Here is a 250-nt window from a genome sequence, read left to right as displayed (position 1 = left end):
ACCATTAGTAGCCCACCGCCATGCCCTGCCCGCTCGTCGAAAGGCACCTCCCGACGCCCCCAGACCAGCCACGACGCGGCGCGTAACGCCGAGAAGCCGGCACGCGATCACGCCGCCACGTAGCTCGCCCGGAACAGATCCTGAGCCCGCTCCACGTCCCTCAGCGTGCGGAGCTGCACCTCCAGATCCCCCGTCCCGTGGTGGCCGAGCCCGGACACGTCTCTGGTGAACCCGGGAACGAGGTCGACGT

Annotated in this window: 1 pseudogene; it reads right to left on the bottom strand. The window is 69.6% G+C overall.

The features are described 5' to 3' along the window. Positions 1-107 precede the first annotated feature (107 nt). Positions 108-250, bottom strand: a pseudogene (locus tag A4V12_RS36215) (DUF5655 domain-containing protein); the annotation flags it as partial.

Source organism: Streptomyces noursei, assembly GCF_001646665.1.
GTDB classification, from domain to species: Bacteria; Actinomycetota; Actinomycetes; order Streptomycetales; family Streptomycetaceae; genus Streptomyces; species Streptomyces lavendulocolor.
The sequence above is the reverse complement of the archived record's forward strand: the minus strand, read 5'-3'. Positions and strand labels throughout refer to the sequence as shown.